Annotated in this window: 24 protein-coding genes; 23 read left to right on the forward strand and 1 reads right to left on the reverse strand. The window is 34.6% G+C overall.

The window, feature by feature from the left end; translation table 11 throughout:
- Nucleotides 1-5: 5 nt before the first annotated feature.
- The 6 genes from CHLWT_RS01295 to obgE all read left to right on the forward strand — a co-directional run bounded on the left by CHLWT_RS01295 (nt 6) and on the right by obgE (nt 6927).
- Nucleotides 6-2963: a formate dehydrogenase subunit alpha gene (locus CHLWT_RS01295; RefSeq protein WP_082858036.1), complete on the forward strand. Its 2958-nt coding sequence runs from the start codon at nt 6-8 to the stop codon at nt 2961-2963.
- A gap of 14 nt (nt 2964-2977) precedes the next feature.
- Nucleotides 2978-3532: a formate dehydrogenase FDH3 subunit beta gene (gene fdh3B / locus CHLWT_RS01300; RefSeq protein WP_063997586.1), complete on the forward strand. Its 555-nt coding sequence runs from the start codon at nt 2978-2980 to the stop codon at nt 3530-3532.
- A 379-nt stretch (nt 3533-3911) separates the two neighbouring features.
- Nucleotides 3912-4943, forward strand: coding sequence for a cytochrome-c peroxidase (locus CHLWT_RS01305; RefSeq protein ID WP_112000614.1), 1032 nt, complete (start codon nt 3912-3914; stop codon nt 4941-4943).
- A 293-nt stretch (nt 4944-5236) separates the two neighbouring features.
- Entirely contained in the window at nt 5237-5545 is a 309-nt protein-coding gene (gene rplU / locus CHLWT_RS01310) for a 50S ribosomal protein L21 (RefSeq protein WP_112000613.1), read from the forward strand.
- A gap of 10 nt (nt 5546-5555) precedes the next feature.
- Entirely contained in the window at nt 5556-5813 is a 258-nt protein-coding gene (rpmA, locus tag CHLWT_RS01315) for a 50S ribosomal protein L27 (protein WP_111971125.1), read from the forward strand.
- A gap of 82 nt (nt 5814-5895) precedes the next feature.
- The gene (obgE, locus tag CHLWT_RS01320; protein WP_112000612.1) at nt 5896-6927 is read left to right on the forward strand and encodes a GTPase ObgE; all 1032 of its coding nucleotides are present in this window, start codon (nt 5896-5898) and stop codon (nt 6925-6927) included.
- Between the two features lie 95 nt (nt 6928-7022).
- Here obgE and CHLWT_RS01325 read toward each other — a convergent pair whose 3' ends face one another.
- Entirely contained in the window at nt 7023-7517 is a 495-nt protein-coding gene (locus CHLWT_RS01325) for a hypothetical protein (RefSeq protein WP_112000611.1), read from the reverse strand.
- A 133-nt stretch (nt 7518-7650) separates the two neighbouring features.
- Between CHLWT_RS01325 and proB the strand changes: the two genes are divergently transcribed.
- The 17 genes from proB to CHLWT_RS01410 all read left to right on the forward strand — a co-directional run bounded on the left by proB (nt 7651) and on the right by CHLWT_RS01410 (nt 21020).
- Nucleotides 7651-8415 (forward strand): glutamate 5-kinase, encoded by a 765-nt coding sequence (gene proB / locus CHLWT_RS01330; protein WP_151062168.1) that lies wholly within the window; start codon nt 7651-7653, stop codon nt 8413-8415.
- Nucleotides 8412-9317 (forward strand): methionyl-tRNA formyltransferase, encoded by a 906-nt coding sequence (gene fmt, locus CHLWT_RS01335; RefSeq protein WP_112000663.1) that lies wholly within the window; start codon nt 8412-8414, stop codon nt 9315-9317. The genes proB and fmt overlap by 4 nt, the downstream gene beginning before the upstream one ends.
- Before the next feature lie 34 nt (nt 9318-9351).
- Nucleotides 9352-9933, forward strand: coding sequence for a biotin--[acetyl-CoA-carboxylase] ligase (locus tag CHLWT_RS01340; protein ID WP_373924821.1), 582 nt, complete (start codon nt 9352-9354; stop codon nt 9931-9933).
- Nucleotides 9930-10712 carry a ParA family protein gene (locus tag CHLWT_RS01345; RefSeq protein ID WP_063998747.1) on the forward strand — a complete coding sequence of 261 codons (783 nt, stop codon included), beginning with the start codon at nt 9930-9932 and terminating at the stop codon, nt 10710-10712. Before CHLWT_RS01340 ends, CHLWT_RS01345 begins: the two co-directional genes overlap by 4 nt.
- Nucleotides 10713-10714: 2 nt before the next feature.
- The gene (locus CHLWT_RS01350; RefSeq protein ID WP_111949529.1) at nt 10715-11551 is read left to right on the forward strand and encodes a ParB/RepB/Spo0J family partition protein; all 837 of its coding nucleotides are present in this window, start codon (nt 10715-10717) and stop codon (nt 11549-11551) included.
- 71 nt (nt 11552-11622) lie between these two features.
- Complete coding sequence (locus CHLWT_RS01355) at nt 11623-12045, forward strand: FoF1 ATP synthase subunit B' (RefSeq protein WP_063998745.1); 423 nt, start codon at nt 11623-11625, stop codon at nt 12043-12045.
- Nucleotides 12046-12054: 9 nt separating this feature from the next.
- Entirely contained in the window at nt 12055-12570 is a 516-nt protein-coding gene (locus CHLWT_RS01360) for a F0F1 ATP synthase subunit B (RefSeq protein WP_112000665.1), read from the forward strand.
- Nucleotides 12570-13100 (forward strand): F0F1 ATP synthase subunit delta, encoded by a 531-nt coding sequence (locus tag CHLWT_RS01365; protein ID WP_112000666.1) that lies wholly within the window; start codon nt 12570-12572, stop codon nt 13098-13100. The genes CHLWT_RS01360 and CHLWT_RS01365 overlap by 1 nt, the downstream gene beginning before the upstream one ends.
- Before the next feature lie 14 nt (nt 13101-13114).
- On the forward strand, nt 13115-14632 hold the full coding sequence (gene atpA, locus CHLWT_RS01370; RefSeq protein ID WP_063998742.1) for a F0F1 ATP synthase subunit alpha: 1518 nt from the start codon (nt 13115-13117) through the stop codon (nt 14630-14632).
- 9 nt (nt 14633-14641) lie between these two features.
- Nucleotides 14642-15529 carry an ATP synthase F1 subunit gamma gene (atpG, locus tag CHLWT_RS01375; protein ID WP_112000667.1) on the forward strand — a complete coding sequence of 296 codons (888 nt, stop codon included), beginning with the start codon at nt 14642-14644 and terminating at the stop codon, nt 15527-15529.
- Between the two features lie 17 nt (nt 15530-15546).
- Entirely contained in the window at nt 15547-16944 is a 1398-nt protein-coding gene (gene atpD / locus CHLWT_RS01380) for a F0F1 ATP synthase subunit beta (RefSeq protein ID WP_063998740.1), read from the forward strand.
- Nucleotides 16945-16960: 16 nt separating this feature from the next.
- A complete protein-coding gene (gene atpC / locus CHLWT_RS01385) occupies nt 16961-17350 on the forward strand; it encodes an ATP synthase F1 subunit epsilon (protein ID WP_063998739.1) in 390 nt (129 codons plus the stop codon).
- On the forward strand, nt 17351-17935 hold the full coding sequence (locus CHLWT_RS01390) for a MotA/TolQ/ExbB proton channel family protein (protein ID WP_111985723.1): 585 nt from the start codon (nt 17351-17353) through the stop codon (nt 17933-17935).
- 1 nt (nt 17936) lies between these two features.
- Complete coding sequence (locus CHLWT_RS01395; RefSeq protein WP_059426280.1) at nt 17937-18329, forward strand: biopolymer transporter ExbD; 393 nt, start codon at nt 17937-17939, stop codon at nt 18327-18329.
- A 148-nt stretch (nt 18330-18477) separates the two neighbouring features.
- Entirely contained in the window at nt 18478-19143 is a 666-nt protein-coding gene (locus tag CHLWT_RS01400; protein WP_170253215.1) for a TonB C-terminal domain-containing protein, read from the forward strand.
- Nucleotides 19144-19145: 2 nt separating this feature from the next.
- A complete protein-coding gene (tolB, locus tag CHLWT_RS01405; protein ID WP_112000668.1) occupies nt 19146-20408 on the forward strand; it encodes a Tol-Pal system protein TolB in 1263 nt (420 codons plus the stop codon).
- A gap of 93 nt (nt 20409-20501) precedes the next feature.
- Nucleotides 20502-21020, forward strand: a complete 519-nt coding sequence (locus tag CHLWT_RS01410) for an OmpA family protein (protein WP_063998735.1) — start codon at nt 20502-20504, stop codon at nt 21018-21020.
- Nucleotides 21021-21025 lie beyond the last annotated feature (5 nt).

Below are 21025 nucleotides of genomic sequence, written 5' to 3' on the forward strand. Positions count from 1 at the left end.
TTAAAATGAGTGAATCTCATATAGGCAGAAGGTCGTTTTTAAAGCTAGCTGCTCTTGGTGCGGGAAGCACTTTGGCTTTTGGCAAAGAAAACGATACTATAAGAACTGCTACTAATGAAGAGATAAAAAACCCATTTCCGGGTTCAAAAAAAGTTCGAACTATTTGTTCGATATGTTCTGCTGGATGCGGTATAGAAGCTGAGGTAAAAGACGGTGTTTGGATAAGACAAGATATGGCTATAGACCACCCGATATCTCAAGGAAGTCATTGCTGTAAAGGTATAGATCAGATCGATCTTACAAAATCCAAACAACGCATCAAATATCCTATGAAAAAAGTAAATGGCAAATGGGAGAGGATTAGTTGGGAAACCGCTATAAATGAGATCGGCGATAAAATGCTAGAGATCAGAAAAGAAGATGGGCCAGACTGCGTTGAGTTTTTGGGTTCGGCTAAATTTAGTAATGAACAAGCATTTTATTTTAGAAAATTTGCAGCCTTTTGGGGAACAAATAATATAGATCACGTAGCACGTATTTGACATAGCGCAACAGTGGCCGGTGTGGCCAATACTTGGGGTTATGGCGCGATGACAAATCATTTTGGCGATGTGACAGCAAATTCAAAAGCTATACTTCTAATCGGAGCAAATTCAGCAGTTGCAAATCCTATAGGATTTAAGCATATGCTTCAAGCAAAAGATAGAAATAACTGTAAACTTATCGTAGTTGATCCTGTATATACAAAATCTGCTGCAAAAGCTGATTATTACGTAAGACTTAGACCAGGAACAGATATAGCGTTTGCTTATGGTATGCTTCACTTAATCTTTAAAAATGGTTGGGAAGATAAAGAATTTATAAAAAATCGTTCTTACGCGATCGATCAGATAAGAAAAGAAGCTGAGCATTGGACTCCTGAAGAGACAGAAAATGTCACAGGTATCCCAGCAGAGCAACTAAAAGAGATCACTAGAGTTTTTGCTACGACAAAACCTGCGACTTTGGCGTGGGCGTTAGGCGTTACTCAACACTCAGTTGGTAGTTCTAATACTAGAATTTACTCTATCTTGCAATTAGTTCTAGGAAATGTAGGGCAAAATGGTGGCGGATGTAATATTATTCGTGGTCACGACAATGTTCAAGGTGCGACAGATATGAACAATCTTGCAGACTCACTTCCTGGATATTACGGCTTGGGTGATGCTGCGTGGAAACACTTTTGTAAAGGTTGGGGGCAAGACTACGATAAATTTATAAAACGTTTCGCAACTAGCGTCAAAGAACCTAGAGAAAAGCTCGGCGAAGACGTGGAAAATACTAAATTTAAAGAGTATTTTTATCATGATCCAAAAAATCCAGAAGATAGAAATTGGAGAAATGAAAAAGGCTATTCTCTATCTAAATGGTGGCAAGGCGTTTTAAAAGAGGAAAATACATTTTCAAGTGGAAATTTACGCGTACTTTGGGTACAAGGTACTGGTATCACATCTATGGCGCATCTTACAAAAATACAAGAGGCTATAGATAAATTAGATATGCTTGTAATAGTAGAGCCATTTGTAAATGAAGTAGCAGTTTTAAGCGATAGAAAAGATGGAGTTTATATACTTCCTGCTTCAACTCAGTTTGAAAGTAGTGGATACGTAAGCGCTACAAACCGTTCTGCTCAGTGGAGAAGTCAAGTTATACCTCCGATTTATGAGGCAAAGCAGGATCAAGAAATAATGATGCTTTTTGCTAAAAAATTTGGTTTTTATGATGAGTATGTAAAAGGTATGATGCTTGATGTAGTTGATGGAGAAATCAAAAAGGTTAAAGATAGCTTCGTGTGGCCAGATGATGCTACAAATGAGATAGCAAGAACTACCCAAAGTATTGGCAATAACGGACGTACTGCAGATCGTCTAAAAAAACATCAAGAAAACTGGGAGAATTTCGATCCTGATACGTTGATGGGAAAACCAGGTAGCCCTGTAGCAGGAGAGTATTACGGTCTTCCTTGGCCTTGTTGGAATAAAAACCATCCAGGCAGTCCAGTTCTTTATGACGTTACAAAACCTGTTTGGAAAGGCGGTATGGGATTTAGAAACCGTTTTGGACTTGAGCACAATGGTGTTAGTCAATTAGCAGAAGACGCCGTTACGCTTCCTGGATCAAAAGTAAAAGGTGGTTATCCTCAGATCACTAAAGAAAATATAGAAAGAGTTCTAGGCATCACTCTAAGCGAAGAAGAAAAAGCTAAGATGGGTAGTAGCTGGAGCATGGACTATAGCGGAATCATAGCTAAAAAATGTGAAGAAGCTGGCGTTAGCCCTTGTGGAAACGCAAAAGCAAGAGCGATAGTTTGGGAGTTTGCAGATCAGTATCCAAAACATAGAGAACCGCTTCACTCTCCACGTCAAGATCTAGTAGAGAAGTATCCTACTTTTGATGATCAAGCTAGAAATTTTAGGGTATCTACTAAATTTATAAGTGAGCAAAAGGCTCAAGATTGGAGTAAGGATTTCCCTACTATCATTAGTTCAATGCGTCTAGTAAATTTAAGTGGTGCAGGAATGCTTGAGAGAACTAGTAAATATTTAGCCCATATAACTCCAGAAATGTTTGCTCACGTAAATCCAGAGCTTGCTTTGAAATATGGCATACAAGACGGAGAGATGATGTGGATACATAGTCCTCAAGGCACAAAGATAAAAGTAAAATGTATTCATAGTCATAGCGTTACTCCTGATAGGATATGTCTGCCATATAACTTTGCGGGTATTATGCAAGGTGTAGATTTAAGCGATAGATATCCAGAAGGAACTAAACCTTATACTATAGGCGAAAGCTCAAATACGGTTACAAACTATGGTTTTGATATAAACACTCAAATTTCAGAGTTTAATGCAGGACTTTGTAGGCTTGAACGTGCCGAAGATCAAAGTATGTTTAAAACTTCGTTTTTTGATGAGAAATGAGCAAGGAATTTAAAATGGCAAGAATGAAATTTTATGTAGATAAAAACAGATGTATAAGCTGTTTTGCGTGTCAAGTTGCTTGTAGTTCAGCTCATGAAGTTCCAGTCGGAATAAACCGCCGCAAAGTCATCACTTTAAATGATGGCGTTGAAGGCAAAGAAGTATCTAGCACTATTGCGTGTCAGCACTGCACTGATGCACCTTGTGCTCAAGTATGTCCCGTGCAATGCTTTTACATAAGAGAAGACGGCATAGTTTTACACGACAAAAATAAGTGTATAGGTTGTGGATACTGCCTGTACGCTTGCCCTTTTGGTGCTCCTCAGTTTCCAAGAGATGGAGCGTTTGGCATCAAAGGCGAGATGGATAAATGCACTATGTGTGCAGGTGGTCCAGAGGAGACAAACAGCGAAGCTGAGCGTCATCTTTATGGTCAAAACCGAATTGCTGAAGGTAAGGTGCCTATGTGTGCTGCAGTTTGTTCTACAAATGCTCTTTTAGTCGGTGATGCGACTGAAGTTTCAAATATTTATCGCAAAAGAGTGCTTATCAAAAACGCAAACATCTAATCTTTTAAATTCAAAGGATCCATTTAAAATATTTGGATTCTTTGAAATATTTTTCGAATTTTACAATAATCAAACAATAAATTTATTATATTTTTTAGTTTATTGTGTAATAAAGTAACAACTTTTCTAATAAAATTAAAATTATATTTTAATATAAAATTAATTTATAATAAAAATTTATATTTCTAAAAAATATCGCTAAAATAGCTATAAAAAGATAAATAATCTCTTAAATAATATAATTTAAATTTATAATATTATTCTAAATTTAAAAAATAAAGTTCTAATAATATTTAGAATACAATAAAATTTATTATAACTTAATTTTGACTGCTATACAATTTCATTATATTTACTACAACTATGTAAGGAGATGACCATGAAAGGTTCAGTTTTATTTTTAAGTTCTGTTCTAGTTGCAAGCTCGATGTTTGCTATAAGCGATGCTGATTTATTAAAAGAGGCAAAAAATGCAGGTCTAGTTGCACTACCAAGCGATCAAAAACAAGTTGATGCTATGCTTAAAGAGATAGGTGTAAAACCAAATAAATTTAGTGAAGCTAAAGCTGAGCTTGGTAAAAAGCTATATTTTGAACCAAGACTATCAAAAAGCGGAATCATAAGCTGTAATACATGCCACAATCTAGGTCTAGGCGGAACCGATGGTATCGCAGCTGCTGTAGGCCACAAATGGACTGCAAACCCACATCATTTAAATTCTCCAACAGTTTATAACTCAGTTTTAAACACAACACAATTTTGGGATGGTCGTGCTATGACTTTAGTAGATCAAGCAAAAGGACCAATCGAAGCTGAGCCTGAGATGGCTACTCCAGCAGCACTTGCAGTAGAGAGAATAAGCTCACTCCCTGAGTATGTAGCTGAATTTAAAAAAATATATAAAGATGGTGTTACATTTGACAATATCGCTGATTCTATAGCAAGTTTTGAAAGAACACTTCTTACTCCTTCAAGATTTGATAAATTCATAAAAGGCGACAAAAAAGCTTTAACAAAAGATGAAAAAGCAGGTCTTAAATTATTCCTTGATAAAGGTTGTGTAAGCTGCCATACAGGTGTAAATTTGGGCGGTTCTATGCAGGCATTTGAGGTAGCAGGTAAGTATCAATTTGCAAATATAGGCGATTTTAAAGGCGATGCAAATGGCATGGTTAAAACTCCAACTTTAAGAAATGTCACTGAAACTGCCCCATATTTCCACAATGGTGCTATATGGTCACTTGAAGAAGCTGTTAAAACTATGGGTAGTGTTCAATTAGGCATCGAAATAAGCGATGCAGAAGCAAAAAGCATAGCAACATTCTTAAATTCACTAACAGGTGAAATGCCAAAAGTCACTTACCCAATGTTCCCAAGAAGCACTGATAAAACTCCAAAACCAGAGCTATAATAATCTTTCGCTCCATATTTTGGGGCGAACTTTATTCATCATTTCTTATTTTCCATATTATTTTATGACTTGACTAAAATATTTATTAAAATAGTTTTTACTATTTTTAGTATTACTAATAAAATATTAAATTTATGCAACATATAAACTATAATTTTGAATTTATTTTCAACTGAAATTTATATAATTTTGAGTATAATCCACATTTTACAACCAAAATAAGCCCCTAAAATTTTCTATATTTTAAATTTAGAAATGCTTTTTGGTCTTACCAAATTTTAAAGGATAGTTTGATGTATGCGATTATCAAACATGGTTCAAAACAATATAAAGTTAGTGAAGGCGACTTTCTAAATTTAGATCATTTTGAAGCCAAAGCAAAGTCAAGTGTCGAGATTAACGAAGTTTTAGTAGTTAATGATGGCAGTTTAAAGGTAGGTGCGCCGTTTGTGAGTGGTGCAAAAGTTGTTTTAGAAGTAGTATGCGAAGGTAAAGACAAAAAAGTCGTTATTTACAAAAAACGCAGAAGAAAAGACTCAAAATTAAAACGCGGTTTTAGAAGACAATACACTCGCGTAAAAGTTACAAGCATAAAAGCCTAAGGAGTAAAGTATGGCACACAAAAAAGGTCAAGGTTCAACCCAAAATAACCGTGATAGTATTGGTCGCCGTTTAGGTATTAAAAAATTTGGCGGTGAGTTTGTAAGAGCTGGAAATATCATAATCCGCCAAAGAGGAACAGCAACTCACCCAGGCAATAATGTAGGTATTGGAAAAGATCATACTATATTTGCACTTATTGATGGTTTTGTCAAATTTGAAAGAAAAGACAAAGACAGAAAAAAAGTTTCTGTTTATCCTGCAGCGTAACTCATAGCCCATTTTGGGCTATCTCTTCTATTTTAATTTCAGCAATTTTTTATTATAATCCCCTTAAATTTAAGGATATTTTATGTTTATAGATAGTGCAAGTTTTAGTGTAAGTAGTGGCAAGGGTGGTGCTGGATGTGCTAGTTTTCGTCGCGAAAAACACGTTCCTTTAGGCGGACCAGACGGCGGAGATGGCGGGAATGGCGGAGATGTTTATTTTATAGTAGATAACAACACTCACACTCTAGCCAACTACAAAGGCAAAAGATCTATGAAAGCCGCAAACGGCGTACCTGGACTTCCTAGAAATATGACAGGAAAAAAAGGAGATGATCTTGAACTTATCGTTCCGCCTGGCACTGCTGTTTATGATGCAGATACAAATGAACTTCTGCTAGATCTTACCATAGAAGGTCAAAAAGAGCTATTTTTGGTGGGTGGAAAAGGCGGACTTGGAAATGTTCATTTTAAAACAAGCGTAAATCAAGCCCCAACTAAAGCCCAGCTAGGACTTCCGGGCGAGAGTAAAAATATCCGTTTGGAGCTAAAGCTTATAGCAGATGTTGGTTTAGTAGGATTTCCAAATGTCGGCAAATCAACTCTTATTTCAAGTATATCAAACGCAAAACCGCAGATCGCAAATTATGAATTTACAACTCTCACGCCAAAATTAGGACTTGTAGAAGTTGATGAATTTAATGGATTTGTGATGGCTGATATCCCCGGTATCATAGAGGGTGCTAGCGATGGCAGGGGGCTTGGATTGCAGTTTTTAAAGCATATTGAGAGAACAAAAATTTTGCTTTATATGATAGATTTAGCAAATTATCGCTCACTTAAAGAGCAGTTTGAAACGCTCAAAAATGAAGTTTTTAAATTTTCACCAAATCTAGCAAAAAGAGATTACGCCATAGCCTTGAGTCGCCTTGATGCCGTAAGAGACGCCGATGAGAAGATAGAAGAGTTTTTGAGTGAATTTAAATTTGATAAAAAACAAGATATTTATGAGTATAATCACCAAAAGCCGTTTTTTGTTTTGCCTATTTCTAGTGCTACAGGAGAGGGATTAAAAGAGCTTAAATTTGGGCTTTTAGAGCTTTTAAATTCAAATTAATTTAAGCTTTTATTGTTATTTTAGTTAGAATTTTATACTTTTGTTTTTATGTAAATTGATTAATTAGCCTAGAATTAGACTAATTAATCAGAATTTTAATTGATTTTTTTCAGTTTTAATTTTTCATCATCAGTTAAATCGCTTAAAAGTTTAATAGTGATAATTTGTTTATCAACCATTACATTTTCATTTTGTTCAGGTGTTAAATTCCACATTGCACCAGTTAATGGATCTACTATAAGCCAACCAAGTGGCCCGCCAAATATTAAATTTCCTGCTAGATACCATCCATTCGGTGTTGGTTTGATATTAAAACTTATATCTTTATATCCATCTTTACTAAGTGTAACTAAATAGGTTTTTCCTTGAAAATACCCAGCTTTTTTATCAAGAACTATTTGAAATGGGGTTTTATTTTCTATCACAATCTTATTGCTTTTGATATCTTTTACAGTGATTTTAGCAACTGATGGATCAGATACTATATCAAACTTTTGAGCTTGAGAATTCTCCATTATACTAGCGCATCCGCTAAGCGATAATACACACAGCCCTATTAAAGAGCCTTTTATAAGATTTTTTGATACCATGAATATCTCCTTAAATAAAATTAAAATCCGATTATACCCCCCCCCAGACTTATATTATGATTAAAATCTATTAAATTTAAGTAGTAAAATAGTATAATCACAAAATTTATTTTTAAATTCAAGGCAACAACTGATGAAAAGAGTGGTGATAAAAGTAGGCTCTCATGTTCTAAGCGATGATGGCTCAATCAACCAAAATAGGATAGATAATCTTTGTAAATTTATAAGCGATTTGAGTGATAAATTTGATGTGATATTAGTTAGTAGTGGGGCGATTAGTGCAGGGCAAGCGAAGTTTAATCTACCTAGGACAAGCGTGGTAAATAAGCAAATTTTATCTAGTTTGGGTCAGCCGTATCTTATGGAAATTTACTCTAAAACATTATCAAAATATAATAAATTAGCAGCTCAAATTCTTCTTACGGCGGGGGATTTTGACTCTAGGAAGATTACAAATCACGCTAAAAATGTTATCAATGGTTTGCTTGAAAATAAAATTTTACCAATTATAAATGAAAACGACGCCACTGGAATTAGCGAGATAGTTTATGGCGATAATGATAGGCTCTCAAGTGCGGTGGCGTACTATTTTGACGCTGATTTGCTAGTTATATTAAGTGATATAGATGGTTATTATGACAGCGATCCAAGAGAAAATAAAAATGCAAAAATCCGCCCTTTAGTTACTAGTTTAAGCGATGAAGAGCTAAACAAAACTAGCGATACAGGTAGTAAACACGGCACAGGCGGCATCACCACAAAGCTTTTGGCTGCTAAGTTTTTGATGGACAATAAAAAAGATATGTTTTTAGCTAGTGGGTTTGACCTTAGCGATGCAAGAGCATTTTTACTAGACAATAATCAAATAGGCGGCACAATCTTCAAAGGCAAACAATGAAAAATATAGTTTTTATGGGGACTCCTGATTATGCTAGTGTCATTTTAGAGGCTATATTAAAAAATGGCGGTTATAAGGTAGTTGCGGTATTTACGCAGCCAGATCGCCCAGTAGGAAGAAAAGCGATTTTAACTCCTCCAGAAGTCAAAAAAATAGTTTTGCAAACTGATATCCCTATTTTTCAACCTTTAAATTTAAAAAATAGCAATACTATAAATGATATTAAGGCTTTAAAGCCTGATTTTATCGTAGTTGCGGCTTATGGACAAATTTTACCAAAAGATATTTTAGATATCGCGCCTTGTATAAATTTACACGCTTCATTGCTTCCAAAATTTAGGGGCGCAAGTCCTATCCAAGAAGCGATTTTACGTGGCGAAAAGCTTAGTGGCGTAACTGCTATGAGAATGGGGGTAGGTCTTGATGATGGAGATATGCTAGGCTTTAGCTTGATTGATATATCAAATTTAAAATCAAGCGAACTTTTTTGCGAATTAGCAAAAATGGCTGCAAGTTTGATTATAAAGATACTTGATGAGTTTGATGATATATCGCCTATAAAGCAGTTTAACGCACTTAGTAGCAAATGCACGAAGATAAAAAAAGAAGACGGGCTTATAAATTTAAAAATAAACGCTAAAGATATTTATGCTAAATTTAGAGCTTTTTATCCTTGGCCGGGCATATTTTTAGAAAATCAAACTAAGATTTTAGAGATGAGAGTTTCAAATTTATCAGGTCCTATCGGTGAAATTTTGCGTATTGATAAAGATGGTTTTGTAGTTGGTGTAAATGACGGAAGTATTGAGATAAACGTACTTCAAGAAGCCGGGAAAAAAAGTGTTTTGGCAAAAGATTATATAAATGGTAAAAGGCTAAGAGTTGGTAGTAAGTTTTATTAAAAGCTGTCCTTCGACTCAAGAAGAACTCATTTTTATGCTAAAAAATAGGGTCATAACTCCACCTTATGCCCTAGTGGCAAGCACTCAAACAAACGGCGTAGGCAGCAGGGGGAATTCTTGGCAAAGCGATGAGGGAAATTTGTATTTTAGCTTTTGCATAAATGAAAACGATCTTGCAAAAGACGTAGAAACAGCGTCTGCTAGTATATATTTTGCTAGTTTGATGAGTGAATTTTTAAAGAGTTGCGGCTCAAAACTTTGGATAAAATGGCCAAATGATTTTTATCTGGGTGATAAAAAAATCGGTGGAGTTATCACGACAAAAATAAAATCAGTATATGTGTGTGGTATGGGAATAAATTTAAAAAAATCACCAAGTTTTGCAAATATCCTTGATATCGACATTTCAGCGCCAAATATCGTTGATGGATTTATCAATTATTTAAATTTAAAGATATCATGGAAGCAAATTTTTAGCAAATATCTGATAGAATTCGAAAAATCAAGAGTTTTTAATACCCATATAGATGGCGAGCTAACGAGCCTTAGAGACGCTATTTTGTTGAACGATGGCTCGATAATGATAAAAAATAAAAAGGTGTATTCTTTAAGATGAGTGAAGTTATAACAATAGCCAATCAAAAAGGGGGCGTAGGTAAGACGACAACAGCTGTAAATTTGGCTGCATCGCTAGGCGTGGCTGAAAAAAAAGTTCTTTTGATAGACATTGATCCACAAGCCAATGCTACAACAGGCCTTGGTTTTAGCAGGAGCGATTATGAGTTTAACATATACCATGTTCTAACAGGTAGAAAAAAACTTAGTGAAATTATACTAAAAACAGAGATTCAATCTCTTCATCTAGCTCCATCAAACATAGGACTTGTCGGCATAGAACAGGAGTTTAATGATCAAAATAAAGATTATAAGCTTATACTAAAAAATAAAATTGCCGAACTTAGAGATAGCTATGATTTTATCATCATTGATAGCCCTCCAGCCCTAGGAAGTCTTACTATAAACGCACTTAGTGCTAGTGATAGTGTTATCATACCTATACAATGTGAATTTTACGCTATGGAAGGACTGGCTCAGATCTTAAACACTGTAAAAGTTATCAAAAAGTCTATAAATCCAAAGCTAAATATTAAGGGATTTTTACCGACTATGTATAGTGCGCAAAATAATCTCTCAAAAGAGACTGTGGCCGATCTAAAAAAGCATTTTGAAAATAAATTATTTAAAGCAGAAGGTAGCGAAGAGGGCTTTGTTATAATCCCAAGAAATGTTAAGCTCGCAGAAAGCCCAAGCTTCGGTAAGCCAGTTATTTTGTATGATATCAAGTCTAGCGGTAGCATAGCGTATCAAAATTTAGCATATTCGATAATGGGGTAAAAATGGCATTAGGTAGAGGTCTTAGTTCGATACTTTCAGATGTTGAAGAGGCGTATGATAAAGAGTTAAATAGGGATTTAGTCAAAGATATCGATATAGATAAAATAACCCCAAATCCATATCAACCACGTACTTATTTTGATGAAGAAGCATTAAGCGAACTTAGTCAAAGTATAGAAAAACACGGACTTATTCAGCCTATCATCGTCATACAAAACGAAAATGGCTATACGCTAATAGCCGGTGAAAGGCGTCTTCGCGCTACGAAAATGCTAGGAAGATCTAGCATAAAAGCCATAGTGGCAAATTTAGAAGATAAAAATCTAAGAGAATTAGCTCTTATAGAAAATATTCAAAGAGAAAATTTAAGCCCTATTGAGCTAGCAAATTCATATAAAGAGCTCATAGAAGAGTATAAAATAACGCAAGAAGCTTTATCTAATATCATAAAAAAAAGCCGTACCGTGATCACAAATACGCTTCGTTTGCTTACCTTAGGCGATGATACAAAAAAACTTATTGAAGATGGAAAACTAACTCAAGGTCACGCAAAAATTATAGTTGGATTAAAAAAAGATGATGAAAAAATGGTCGTAGATACGATCATTGGTCAAAGATTAAATGTAAGAGATACGGAAAATCTTGTAAAAAGACTTAAAAATAAATCAGATAAATCATCAAATTTAGATAATATACAGCAAGACTATAATGACAATCTAAGCTTACTTCAAGCAGCATTTTCAAATTTGGGATTAAATTGTAAGATAAATAAGAAAAAAATTATATTAAATTTAAAAAATACTGATGAAATTAAATATTTAATTGCAAAAATTCAGTAAAAATTAGTTTTTAGTATTGTAAAATACTAGACTATTTTATGTTTGCCAAAGAAATTTATTAAGGAGATTTAATGTTAGAGATTAATCTACCGTTACTTACAGTTACGGTTGTGATTTTTTTAGGACTGATTTTTGTTCTAAATTCCATTCTTTACAGACCTCTTCTAAGATTTATCGATGATAGAAATATATCGATAAAAAATGACGAAGAAAGCGTAAGTAAAAATGCTAGCGATATTGGAGCATATCAAGCCGATATCGAAAGAATCATATCGAGTGCTAGAGCTGAAGCAAATTCTATCAAACAGACTGCTTTAAATTTAGCTAAAGATGAAGCCGCTAAAAAAATTCAAGCTAAAAAAGAGACTTTAGAATCAGAGTATGAACTTTTTTCCAAAGATTTAATATCTAGAAAAGATGAATTAAAAAGTATGCTTTTAGCCAAACTTCCTGAGTTTAAAAGTAGTCTTAGTATAAAATTGTCAAAGATTTAAGGAATTAAAATGAAACTTAGATATATATCATTATTGTTAATTCCGGTGTTTGGATTTGCTAGTAGCGACGCTGCACAGCACGACTATGATATAGTCGCTAGAACTATAAATTTTCTTATATTTGCTGGAATTTTGTATTATTTGATCGCTGAACCGGTGAAAAAAGCATATAAAGGAAGAATAAACTCTATAGCCACTAGATTAGAAGCTATCCAAGATAAACTTCGTGAATCAAAAGCCAAAAAAGATGAAGCTATAAAAGCCGTAGAACAAGCTAAAGAAAATGCCAAAGAGCTTATAAAAACTGCTAAAAAAGAAGCTGAGCTTTTGGTTTTTAAGGTTGAAGCAGATACACAAAATGAACTTGCGTATTTAGAAAAAAGTTATGAAGAGCAAAAAGCTTTTGAAGAAAGAAAAATAATTAAAACCGTCGTAAGCGAAGTTTTAGATGAATTATTTACTTCAGATGCTTTAAAATTAGATCAAAACGAATTTGTAAATTTAGTGCTTAAGAAGGTGAGCTGATGAAAGAAGTAATAGCTAAAAAATATGTAAGAGCATTGATTTCAAGTTTAGAGGCTAGTGAATTTGATAAAATGAATGAATCTTTAGCGATTCTTGGCGTTGCTTCAGGATTTCCAAAGCTAAAAGTTATACTTGATTCACCTGATATTTCTTCTAAAAATAAATCCGATTTTATCTTTTCTTTGGTGGAAAATGGTTCGGAAAAACTTAAAAAATTTATCAATCTTTTAGGTGAAAACAAAAGACTTGGTCTGTTGTCAGATATCGCAAAAGAATTTGCATATCAAAAATCTGTAAAAGACAATGAATTCACTGGATTGATATTTGGAAATTTTGAGTTTAGTAAAGCTGAGAAAGAGCAACTAGAACAAAGTTTTTCTAAAAAATTTGGTTCAAAAATTAGTTTTGAAACGATCAAAAATGATTACAACGGTGTCAAAATTGAGCTTGATAGTTTGGGTTTGGAAGTTAGTTTTTCTATTGATAGACTTAAGGCTCAAATGAGCGAATATATTTTAAAAGCAATTTAATAAGGAGTAAAAGCGTGAGTGTAAAATTAAAAGCTGACGAAATTAGCAGTATCATCAAAGAACGCATTGAGAATTTTGACTTAAGCGTTGATGTTGAAGAGACTGGTAAAGTAATATCTGTTGCTGATGGAGTTGCTAGCGTCTATGGTCTAAAAAATGTTATGGCCGGAGAGATGGTAGAGTTTGAGGGCGGCGAAAAAGGTATGGCTTTAAACCTTGAAGAAAGTAGTGTTGGTATAGTCGTACTTGGTAAATCAAGCGGTATAAAAGAAGGAACTAGTGTTAAAAGATTAGGAAAACTTCTTCGTGTTCCAGTCGGTGATGCTTTGATAGGACGTGTTGTAAATGCACTTGGTGAGCCAATAGATGCAAAAGGTGCTATAGAAGCTACAGAAACAAGATTTATCGAAGAAAAAGCAAAAGGCATCATGGCTAGAAAATCAGTTCATGAGCCACTACAAACCGGTATCAAAGCTATTGACGGTTTGGTTCCGATCGGTAGAGGCCAAAGAGAGCTTATAATCGGCGATCGTCAAACAGGTAAAACAACAGTTGCTATAGATACCATCATAAACCAAAAAGGTCAAGATGTTATATGTATCTATGTAGCTATCGGTCAAAAACAATCTACAGTTGCCCAAGTTGTTAAAAAACTTGAAGAATATGGTGCTATGGATTATACAATAGTCGTAAATGCGAGTGCAAGCGACTCTGCGGCACTTCAATATCTAGCTCCATACGCAGGTGTTACTATGGGTGAGTATTTCCGTGATAACTCACGCCACGCACTCATCATCTATGATGATCTAAGCAAACACGCTGTGGCTTATCGCGAAATGTCATTGATCTTAAGGAGACCGCCAGGTCGCGAAGCTTATCCAGGTGATGTTTTCTATCTACATTCAAGACTACTTGAGAGAGCTAGTAAATTAAGCGATAAATTAGGAGCAGGAAGTCTTACGGCTCTACCTATTATCGAGACTCAAGCAGGCGATGTTTCAGCTTATATTCCTACGAATGTTATTTCTATCACAGATGGTCAAATTTTCTTAGAAAGTGATCTATTTAACTCAGGTATTCGCCCAGCTATTAACGTTGGTCTATCTGTTAGCCGTGTTGGCGGATCAGCTCAGATCAAAGCTATCAAGAAAGTTTCTGGAACACTTCGCCTTGATCTTGCTCAATATCGCGAACTTCAAGCATTCGCTCAATTTGCTAGCGATCTTGATGAGAGTAGTAGAAAACAACTTGAGCGCGGACAAAGAATGGTTGAAGTACTAAAACAACCTCCTTATAGCCCACTTCCAGTAGAAAATCAAGTTATCATAATTTTTGCAGGAAGTAAAGGTTACCTTGATGATATTCCTGTAAGTGCAGTAACTAAATTTGAAGCTGAGCTTTATCCTTATATAGAGGCTAGATATTCAGAAATTTTTGAGCAAATTAGAACTAAAAAAGCACTAGATAAAGATATCGAAGAAACTTTAACTAAAGCATTAAATGATTTCAAAGCAACATTTAGCGCTGAATAAGGCTAAGATATGTCAAATTTAAAAGATATCAAAAGAAAGATTAAGAGTGTTCAAAACACCCAGAAAACAACAAAGGCGATGAAGCTCGTATCTACTGCTAAACTAAAAAAAGCAGAAGAAGCAGCTCGTCACTCACGTGTTTATGCTCTTAAGATAAATGAGGTGATAAGCGAAATCGCTTATAAAATAAATCAATTTAAAATAGTCGGTAAAGATAGTAAATTTTTTGATTTAGATGCTCCAGTAACAAAAATAGACATCATATTTGTTACTGCAGATAAGGGACTTTGCGGTGGATTTAATATATCTACCATAAAAACCATTAAAAATATGATAGAAGAGTATAAATCTAAAAAAATAAAAGTCCGCTTAAGAGCCGTAGGTAAAAAAGGTATCGAATTTTTTAATTTTCAAGGCACTGAAATCCTAGAGAGCTATAAAGGTGTAAGTTCTGCACCGACATACGAAAAAGCTCAAGGCATTATTACTGATGCTATTAACGATTTTATGTCAGGTACTACAGATAAGGTCATACTTGTCCATAATGGATATAAAAATATGATCTCTCAAGAGATTAGGATAAATGATATCGTCCCTATAAATATCCCATCTATAGATGGTGCTAGTGCTTCTAGTTCTCTTATGGAAATAGAACCAGAAAATGATGATAAAATCCTTGATGAGCTTATGAGAAAATATTTTGAGTATAGTATGTATTATGCTCTTATAGATTCTCTAGCAGCGGAGCATAGTGCTAGAATGCAAGCTATGGATAATGCCACAAATAACGCAAAAGCCAGAGTAAGAGAGTTAAATCTTGCTTATAATAAAGCAAGACAAGAAAGCATCACAACAGAGCTTATAGAGATTATAAGTGGCGTTGAGAGTATGAAGTAAATTTATAAGGAGTGATAATGAAAGGTGTAATTAGCCAAGTTATGGGTCCTGTAGTTGATGTTGATTTCAAAGACTACTTGCCTAAGATTAACGAAGCTATTGAAGTAAATTTTACAGTAGAGGGTAAGACAAATAAACTTATCCTAGAGACTGCTGCCCATCTAGGCGATAATAGAGTTAGAACGATTGCTATGGATATGAGCGAAGGGCTTACTAGGGGATTAGAAGCTACAGCTCTTGGTGCGCCTATTAGTGTTCCAGTAGGTGAAAAAGTTTTGGGTAGGATTTTTAATGTTGTTGGCGATTTGATAGATGAAGGTGCTGAAGAGAAATTTGATACAAAATGGTCTATCCATAGAGATCCACCGCCATTTGAAGAACAAAGCACAAAGAGTGAAATTTTTGAAACTGGTATTAAGGTAGTTGATCTTTTAGCGCCATACGCAAAAGGTGGTAAAGTAGGGCTATTTGGCGGTGCTGGCGTTGGTAAAACAGTTATCATAATGGAGCTTATCCACAATGTTGCTTTTAAACATAGTGGTTACTCTGTATTTGCGGGTGTTGGTGAGAGGACTAGAGAGGGTAATGACCTTTATAATGAGATGAAAGAATCTGGTGTTTTAGACAAAGTTGCCTTATGCTATGGACAAATGAATGAACCACCAGGGGCAAGAAACCGTATAGCACTTACTGGTCTTACAATGGCTGAGTATTTCCGCGATGAGATGGGGCTAGATGTTCTTATGTTTATTGATAATATCTTTAGATTTTCTCAATCAGGTTCAGAGATGTCAGCGCTTCTTGGTCGTATCCCAAGTGCTGTTGGTTACCAGCCAACACTTGCTAGTGAGATGGGAAGACTTCAAGAGAGAATCACATCGACTAAAAAAGGTTCGATTACGTCTGTTCAAGCTGTATATGTGCCAGCTGATGACCTTACTGACCCAGCGCCAGCTACTGTTTTTGCTCACCTTGATGCAACAACTGTTCTTAACCGTGCTATTGCCGAAAAAGGTATCTATCCAGCAGTTGATCCGCTTGATTCGACTTCAAGAATGCTTGATCCTCAAATTTTAGGTGAAGAGCACTATAAAATAGCTCGTGGAGTTCAAGCCGTGCTTCAAAAATATAAAGATTTGCAAGATATTATCGCAATCCTTGGTATGGATGAGCTAAGTGAAGAAGATAAGCTTACAGTTGATAGAGCTAGAAAGATAGAAAAATACCTATCTCAACCATTCTTCGTAGCTGAAGTTTTCACAGGAAGCCCTGGTAAATATGTGAGCTTAGAAGAGACAATTGCTGGATTTAAAGGTATTTTAGAGGGTAAATATGATCATCTACCAGAAAACGCATTTTATATGGTAGGAAATATTGATGAGGCTATCGCTAAAGCTGAAAAAATGAAAGCGTAAGCCAAAAGGAAGCTATATGAATACAATATATTTAGAAATAGTCACTCCTGAGGGGCTAATATTTTCTAATGATGCTAAAATGGTAGTCCTTCCTGGTAGCGAGGGTGAGTTTGGTGTGCTTCCTGGGCATGCCTCTCTTGTCTCACTTTTGAAGATAGGCGTTGTCGATATAGAAAATACCGATGGAACTCATGATGCAGTTGCTATAGACTGGGGTTATGCTAAAATAGATGAAAATAAAGTCGTAGTTTTAGTAGATGGTGCAGTTTATGTATCTGGAAATAGCGAGAGTGAGATAGCTAAATCGCTACAAAAAGCCAAAGATCTAGTTCGATCCATGGAAGATGGAAACGGAATTTTGGCTGCTGCTTTATCAAAAATCGAAAATGCTGCGAGGGCTAAATAGGTGTTAAGCTTTTTAGATCTGTTTTTGAATTATCTATCAAAAAGTAGCTTGGTGACAATCTTCGTCTTAAGTTGGTTGTCGCTATATTTTATTATTAGTTTTACTATACTATTTTCTAGATATACTGGACTGAATACTTGGAAGAAAAAAGAGCAAGCTGCATTAGAGTCTATTTTGATGGGTGCTAAAGTATCTTCTGTAGATTCTTCTTTAAAAAAATGCGCATCAAGTTTTCCTACTAAAGAGAAATTAGATGTATGTATCAGTTTAGCAGAGACAAATGCGACTAGCGGACTTACTATGCTTTCTATTATCGCTTCAACGTCACCATTTATAGGGCTTTTTGGTACGGTTGTTAGCATACTTGAAACATTTGCAGGACTTGGGCAAGGTGGCGGAAGTAGTTCTTTAAGCGTGATCGCACCGGCTATTTCAGAAGCTTTGGTTGCTACTGGATGTGGTATATTTGTAGCTATCCCGGCTTATAGTTTCAATCTTCTTATAAAAAGAAAAGCGTATGAGATTCTTAGTATAATAAGAAGAGAGTCAAATATTTTATTAAGTACGCAAGAAGAAACAAAGTAAGATGATCAATCTCGATGAAACTCCGGAGTTAAATATAACTCCACTAGTTGATATTATGCTTGTGTTGCTTGCTATTTTGATGGTTACAACTCCTGCTATAATATACGAAGAGCAGATTACTCTTCCAGATGGTTCTAAAACTAAAGTCGTCTCTCAAAATTTAAAAAGTCTGACTGTAAGAATAGATGCGCAAAGAAAAGTCTATATCAATCAAACTACTATGGATTTAAACGAGTTAGCAGATAACCTAGTTTTGATTTCACAAAAATACGATAAAGGCTCACCAGTTTATATAAAAGCCGATAAAAGACTTATATATGATGATGTTATGTTTGTATTAAAAAGCATGAAAAATGCAGGATTTACAAAAGTCGCATTAGAAACAAATGGCTAAAATATCTAAAAAAATCGGTGCTACGTATCCTACGTTTAGCTCTTTTATAATTGCATCTATAATATATATTTGTATAATATTTTTTCTTTTTTTTAAAATTTATACAAGAGAAGATCCAAAAAAATATACAAATCAAAAAGATGCATTTATGGACGTTTATGTTGTTCAAACTGAAGTCGCAGATACTCTGATCTCTCCAAAACAAGATGAAAAAAAGGTAGAAGCTAAGATAACAAAAGAACAAGAAGAACCCAAAGAAGAGCAGATAAAAACTACAAATAAACAGACTCCAGAGCCAAAAAAAGAAGAACCAACCAAAGAAGTTGCTCCACAAAAAGAGACTCCTAGTGTAAATTTAAGTGAGCTTTTTAGTAAAACTAAATTACCAGAAACAAAAAGTAGCACAAAACCTGAAGCCGTCCAAAGCAATAAGCAAAGCGCTAAAAAAACCGAATCTAGCTCAAAAAGTGCAAGCGACATATTTAAATCACTTCAAAAAGATATAGCTTCTAAAGCTCCAAAAGCTGGAATGACCGGCGAATATAATAAATTTTTTGGAGATATAAGCGAAATAATCCAAAGAAAATGGGTTGTTTATAAAGCCGATACAAATAATAATGCAAAAGTTCAAGTTTTTATAGATAAATTTGGAAAACTGAGTTACAATATCATCTCTTTATCTTATGACAAAGAGTTTAATAATAAAGTTAGGGATTTTTTAGAAAGACTTAAAGAAGTAGAGTTTCCTGTTCCGCCAAATAGGCAAACGGCTTCTATTTCATTAATATTAATAGATCAAATTGATACGGAGTGAGAATGAGAAAAATATTTTTATTAGTTGCCTTATGTGTAGGGCTTATCGCGGCTGACGCTACAATGGAAGTCATAAATAAAGGACTTGTTTTACCGAGAATTTTAGTTCAAGATGCGACTACAAATTTTTCAAATTCAGGACTTAAAAATAAATTTTTTAAGATAATGATAGGAGATTTGAAAGTTGGTTCATCATTTGAGGTTATCGAGGATTACTATACTAGCTCGTATGATGGTGATTTTAGAACAAATTTAGCAAATAGCAAAAATCCAGAGTTTATATTAAGATATGCTTTGAGTAATGCAGGATCTGGACTTGAGTTAAAAGTCAAGCTTTTAAATGCAAAAGATGGCTCTATAAGATATGAGAGTGTTTTTTCTCAAGGTGAGCTTGCTAAATTTCCATTTTTAGCACATAAAAGTGTAGCTGAGATAGCTAGGAATTTAAATTTATCCCCTATTGATTGGATGGATAAATCAATTATCATATCTCAATATACGTCTCCTGGAAAGAGTAATATAATAGTAGCAGACTATACGCTAACTTATCAAAAAGTCATACTAACAGGGGGATTAAATATTTTTCCAAAATGGGCAAATAAAGAGCAAAGTGCGTTTTATTATACATCATATATAAAGATGGTTCCTACATTATTTAGATATGATCTTGCTACTGGAAGAAAAACAAAGATAACAACGAGTGCGGGTATGATAGTCGCTTCAGACGTCAGTCAAGACGGCAACAAACTTCTTTTGACAATGGCGCCAGATGACCAAAGCGATATATTTGTTTATGATATAAACACAAAAAGAAAAACTAGAATCACTGATTTTAGAGGTATAGACGTAAATGGGAATTTTGTAGATAATGATACTAAAATAGTTTTTGTCAGCGATAGGCTAGGCTATCCTAATGTTTTTAGCACTAGCGTAAATGGTGGAGCTGTAGAGCAAATGGTATTTCATGGTAAAAACAATAACTCTGTAACTACATACCAAAATTATGTTGTTTATTCTAGTCGTGAAAGCTCAGGTTATAGCACAAAAACATTTAATTTATATCTTATTTCTACAAAGAGCGACTATATAAGGCAGCTTACAGCCGGTGGAGTAAATACTTATCCTCGTTTTTCTGCAGATGGTGGTAGCGTGGTATTTATAAAAAATTCCGGTGGAGAAAGTGCTGTTGGTATTATACGTATAAATGAAAATAAGAGTTTCCAGTTTCCGCTTAGGATTGGTAAATTACAATCAATTGATTGGTAAAGATTGTCTGTTTTTTAAAATTTATAATTTTTATGACAAAAAAATTATAAATTATGATATAATTGCGTGAAAATTTTATTTAGAAGGTAGGAAATGAAAAATTTAGTTTTAGTTTCAGCTGTTGCTGCCGCTTTATTTGTGGCTGGTTGTAGTTCAAAAGCTCCTGAGGTTGACATGAATGCAGATGCAAATAAAATGTCAAATGGCTCTATGTCAAATACTGATATGATGAGTGATGCAGAAAGAATGGCTGCTTTAGCGAATCAAATTCAAAGTCAAGTTAAAAATGTTTATTTCGACTTTGACAAATTCGCTATCCGTTCTGATATGCAAGAAGTTATAAATACAAATGCTTCTTTATTTAATCAATCAGGCGCCGAAAGTCTAAAAATCATGATCGAAGGCAACTGTGATGAGTGGGGTAGCGATGAATACAACTATGCTCTAGGTGTAAAAAGAGCAAAAGCTGCTAAAGATTCTCTTGTAAATCAAGGCGTAAGTGAAGATAGAATCGAAATCACAAGTAACGGTGAGAGCAAACCTGTATGTACTGAAAAAACAAAAGCTTGCGACGCTCAAAATCGTCGTGATGAATTTAAAGTTCTTCCATAATCTTT

The sequence above is a fragment of the Campylobacter hyointestinalis subsp. lawsonii genome (assembly GCF_013372165.1).
Lineage (GTDB): Bacteria > Campylobacterota > Campylobacteria > Campylobacterales > Campylobacteraceae > Campylobacter > Campylobacter lawsonii.